Annotated in this window: 3 protein-coding genes; 2 read left to right on the top strand and 1 reads right to left on the bottom strand. The window is 61.4% G+C overall.

From position 1 onward, the window contains the following. Positions 1–516: 516 nt before the first annotated feature. Entirely contained in the window at positions 517–2,025 is a 1,509-nt protein-coding gene (locus IVA96_RS14680) for an amidohydrolase family protein (protein WP_247275620.1), read from the top strand. 186 nt (positions 2,026–2,211) lie between these two features. Here the strand turns inward: IVA96_RS14680 and IVA96_RS14675 are convergent, their stop codons facing one another. After that, on the bottom strand, positions 2,212–2,658 hold the full coding sequence (locus IVA96_RS14675; RefSeq protein ID WP_247275621.1) for a hypothetical protein: 447 nt from the start codon (positions 2,656–2,658) through the stop codon (positions 2,212–2,214). 286 nt (positions 2,659–2,944) lie between these two features. Here IVA96_RS14675 and IVA96_RS14670 point away from each other — a divergent pair, with 286 nt between their 5' ends. Beyond that, positions 2,945–3,229 carry a hypothetical protein gene (locus tag IVA96_RS14670; protein WP_247275622.1) on the top strand — a complete coding sequence of 95 codons (285 nt, stop codon included), beginning with the start codon at positions 2,945–2,947 and terminating at the stop codon, positions 3,227–3,229. The last annotated feature ends 669 nt before the right edge of the window (positions 3,230–3,898 follow it).

Below are 3,898 nucleotides of genomic sequence, written 5' to 3'. Positions count from 1 at the left end.
ATCCTCGCAGCCACCGCCCAAAACCTTCGAAAGATGGCCAAGCTGATCCCGATGCCCACCCCGACGCTCGCATAGGGTCAGTAAGAGCAGTTCCGGCCACGTCGCGACGGAGCTATTACAACGAAATACTGCCGGCCTTTTTCAACGGAATCGGTCATGAGCCGACGCAGTCCATTTGAGCAACGAGTCTTTTACTCCAGCTGAAAACGATCAGATGAAAGAATGATGCGGCGTTGGGACAGCGTGACTGTCGAATCACATCGCTTGCGCGAGTAGAAGTTTGAGCATTGAATCAGCGATGATACCCATAACTGCAAGTGGTTTCTCGGGTATGCCTGCGCTCTCGCAGGATGAAGCGATGCAGAGATTCGCCTAGGCTTTGGGCGCGTGATGGCTTCATGCGTAGCTGAACCGGAGAGGTACGCCTAGTCGGTCCTGCCAACTGATTGGGAGTAGCCACACGCGCCTCATGCGCGCACCTAGCGCGGTCGACGGCCAACAAACGGGAGGACAACAATGAGCACCTGGCTTAGTGAGCGAGAACAGCGTCTCGTCGCGGGCGCGGAGGCGGCATCGGCGGCAACGCCTATCCCGACCCAGATTGTCTCCAATGGCGAGTATCTCCCGCCCCCGCAGAGCGATACGCAAAAGAAAGTCGAGGCACGGATCAACGAGCTCGCTGATGTCAACGGCAGGCATCTCGGCTTGAGCCGCAGGCAGTTCTTGCACACGAGCTGCGGCATGGCGGCAGCGTTCCTCGCCATGAACGACATCTACGGCAATGTTTTCCAGGTCGCGCCCGCTGAAGCCCGCGAGCCCGAGCTGATGCTGGCCCGCGCGCAAAGCCTTGCAGGCCAATTCATCTTCGATGTCCAGACTCATTTCGTGCGGGACGACTTCGACCACAAGGAACTGTTGGGGCTGGCGGACTTTGCGAGCCAGCACTGGAATCCGAAGATGAAGGAGGAAGGCGTCTCCTCGCTCGCCCGCTACAAGTTCCAGAACTATGTGAAAGAGATCTACTACGACAGCGACACCAACATGGCGCTCCTGAGCGGCGCGCCCTTCGACGACCCGAGTTGGTGGCTGCTATCCAATGAGCAGATCGTCAAGGCGCGAGAACTGATCAACGACTTCGCCGGTTCGCGCCGCCTGCTGGCGCATAGCGTCATCACCCCCAAGCAACCCGGCTGGATGGACGAGGTGGACAAGGCGATCGAGGTCTACAAACCGGATTCCTGGAAGTCCTACACGATTGGTGATCCGCTGGCGCCCTCGAAGTTCCCATGGCGGCTCGACGACGAGCAGGTGATGTATCCGTTCTACGAGAAAGCAGTGAAGGCCGGCATCAACACGCTGTGCATCCACAAGGGGTTGCTGCCGCCCGATTACGAGAAGTCGTTCGCCGGCGTCTGGGAATATGCAACGGCGTGGGACATCGGAAAAGCCGCGAAAGATTGGCCGCAGATGAACTTCGTGATCTATCATTCGGCGCTGCGGCCGTTCCTCGAGCTACCCGATCGTGCGTGGGCGGATTTCGAGCAGACCGGCCGTATCCAGTGGGCTACCGATCTCGCGGAAATCCCGCAGAAGTTCGGCGTCACCAACGTCTATGCCGAGCTCGGCACGTCCTTTGCCAACTCGGCGGTGGCGCATCCGAAGTTCTGCGCCGCGCTCATTGGCACGCTGATAAAGGGGATGGGTGTTGACCACGTCATGTGGGGCACCGACTCGGTCTGGTACGGTTCACCACAGTGGCAGATCGAGGCGCTGCGCCGGCTCGAAATCCCGGAGGATATGCAGAAGAAGTACGGGTTTGCGGCGCTTGGCGACGCCAACAGCGCTACCAAGCAGCTGATCTTCGCGGGCAACGCAACCAGATTCTACAAGATCAAGCTGAAGGCGGCCGAGAATACCAGGATGCCGGCCTTTTCCGAGGACCGCCTCGCGGCACTCAAGAACGAGTACACGCAAGCTTCGAAGCAACCATCGAACCTGCGCTACGGCTACGTTCGCGCCGCATAGGAACGGTCCCAAGAGCGTGGGCAAGCTCCGCTGGCAATGGACGCGCGGCTCCGCAAGTCCGACTTCGATTTGGGGTCAAGATGCGGAGAACTCGGGGTAGCGAATCTAGTCCGCTATGTCTCACCGAGCGGACCCTTCCGCTCGGCCCTCAGGAGCCGACATTGCTTTATGAGTACACGGCCTAGCTCAGTAGCAGCGCATGATGTTGACGGTGTGCTCGCCGCCGCCGCGGCCGGGCACCGTCACCTGCTCCGTCGGGCAGCTCGGCACATAGGGCCGGTCGGACGGCACGACATTCGGCGGAAAGCGGTGCGCCCAATCCCAGGGAACGTCATACGTATAGGTATAGCGCACATCGCTGGAGAACGACTGAGCCGCCTCGCCGAAAGGTTGGCTATACGTCGCACCGTCGTAGAAGAACCCGCCGCCACCCGGCCAATAGACCCAGGGATTGCCGCGCCGGTGGAACCGGGCGCCAGGCCCGATCGGCGCACGCGCCATTGCATTTGGAGGCGCGGCGGCCAGCCCGTGCGGCGCGGCGCCACCGGGCCTGGCAAAACTGTCGCTGGGGCTAAGGAGCAGCGCGGCTGCGCTGAGCGAGGCGAATAGCGCCCCTTGTGATCTCGACATCATGATACGCACCAACTCGTTTGGCTTCGCGGGTCGCGGCTCCCCCACCACACGCTAGGCCGGGCTGTCGCCCGCCAGCAAACGTATAATTAATTATTGGTTAAGCCACGGGATTAATGGGGAACATGGTGCGGCAGAACGCCTGGAATTTCCGTCCCATTTCAGCGACTTCGTTCCGCGGCACGCGATTCATAACCAGTTGATCGGAGTTGATCGCTCCCCGGCCAATACGTCCGGAACGCTCCCGCATTGCAACCGTTGGCCCCGACACAAGCAAGGAGCATCTTCAATGCAGAACAAGTCAAAACTCCTCTGCCTGGTCACGGCATCGCTCGTCGCAGGCGCAACAGCCGCATCGGCGCAGGGCTACGACTGGAATGGGCCGCGCGTGGGTTGGGACCGCACCGCCCCCGCCTACGAACCGGTTCAGCCGCGCGCGTACTATCCGGATGTCGCCGGACCATATGGCGCGTACAACGGCACCCGCCATCCGACCCCGAGCTCAACGCAGGGCGATGTCGGTCCTGACGGCAACAACAACGGCACGCTGACCGGCAGCTATCGCAACTGGTAGCGAATCGGGCTTCGTTGCAAGGACCCGCCGCTTCATCGAGCGGCGGGTCGTTCTTTTTGCGGCATACATTGTGAGCTGAAGATCGCCGTTGTCGCCGCCTGCGTCATTGCAAGCGCAAGGACGATGTTGAAGCAGTCACGCGCGATAACGGCGGCAGCCCGGACGGAGCGAACCGTAATCCGGGAGCGGATGGAATCCCGGATTACGCTGCGCTCCATCCAGGCTACATGATATCGCGTTGCCGGCGGGGCGAAACACCAAGCCGTGGGTCAACGTGCGCCATCCAAAATATTCCGCTTTACCGAAATTCGGAAATCGCGTATGTGTCGCGGCAACCCGGCCCAAGCAAGAGGGGGGTATCGCGATCGTCACGACACGCGGGCCGGGCGGCGGTGGACGCAGGTTACATCGGCGCGAAGAGCTTCGCAGGGCGGAGAGCCGTGAGCGAAGACCTCGCGCACTCGACCGGTGCGATCGGCGTATGGCGAAATCGTGTGGTCCTGGCGCCCGGGGTCTGTGCGCCAAGTCTTGCGGTGATGTGAGCGGCCCAACCGGACCGCGGCATCAGTTATCGGCAAGGCGACGGGGGCAATAGTGCATCGCTCCCCGGGGAGCAACTGTGTTGAAGTAGACCGGTGATCGAGCGGGCTCAAGGCTGGCGCTGCGCGC

The sequence above is a fragment of the Bradyrhizobium sp. 159 genome (genome assembly GCF_023073795.1).
Classification (GTDB): domain Bacteria; phylum Pseudomonadota; class Alphaproteobacteria; order Rhizobiales; family Xanthobacteraceae; genus Bradyrhizobium.
This window is presented reverse-complemented; position numbering and strand designations above follow the sequence as displayed.

Coding starts and splice junctions, on each gene's coding strand:
- IVA96_RS14670 (WP_247275622.1), top strand. CDS start 2,945: ATGCAGAACAAGTCAAAACTCCTCTGCCTGGTCACGGCATCGCTCGTC.
- IVA96_RS14680 (WP_247275620.1), top strand. CDS start 517: ATGAGCACCTGGCTTAGTGAGCGAGAACAGCGTCTCGTCGCGGGCGCG.
- IVA96_RS14675 (WP_247275621.1), bottom strand. CDS start 2,658: ATGATGTCGAGATCACAAGGGGCGCTATTCGCCTCGCTCAGCGCAGCC.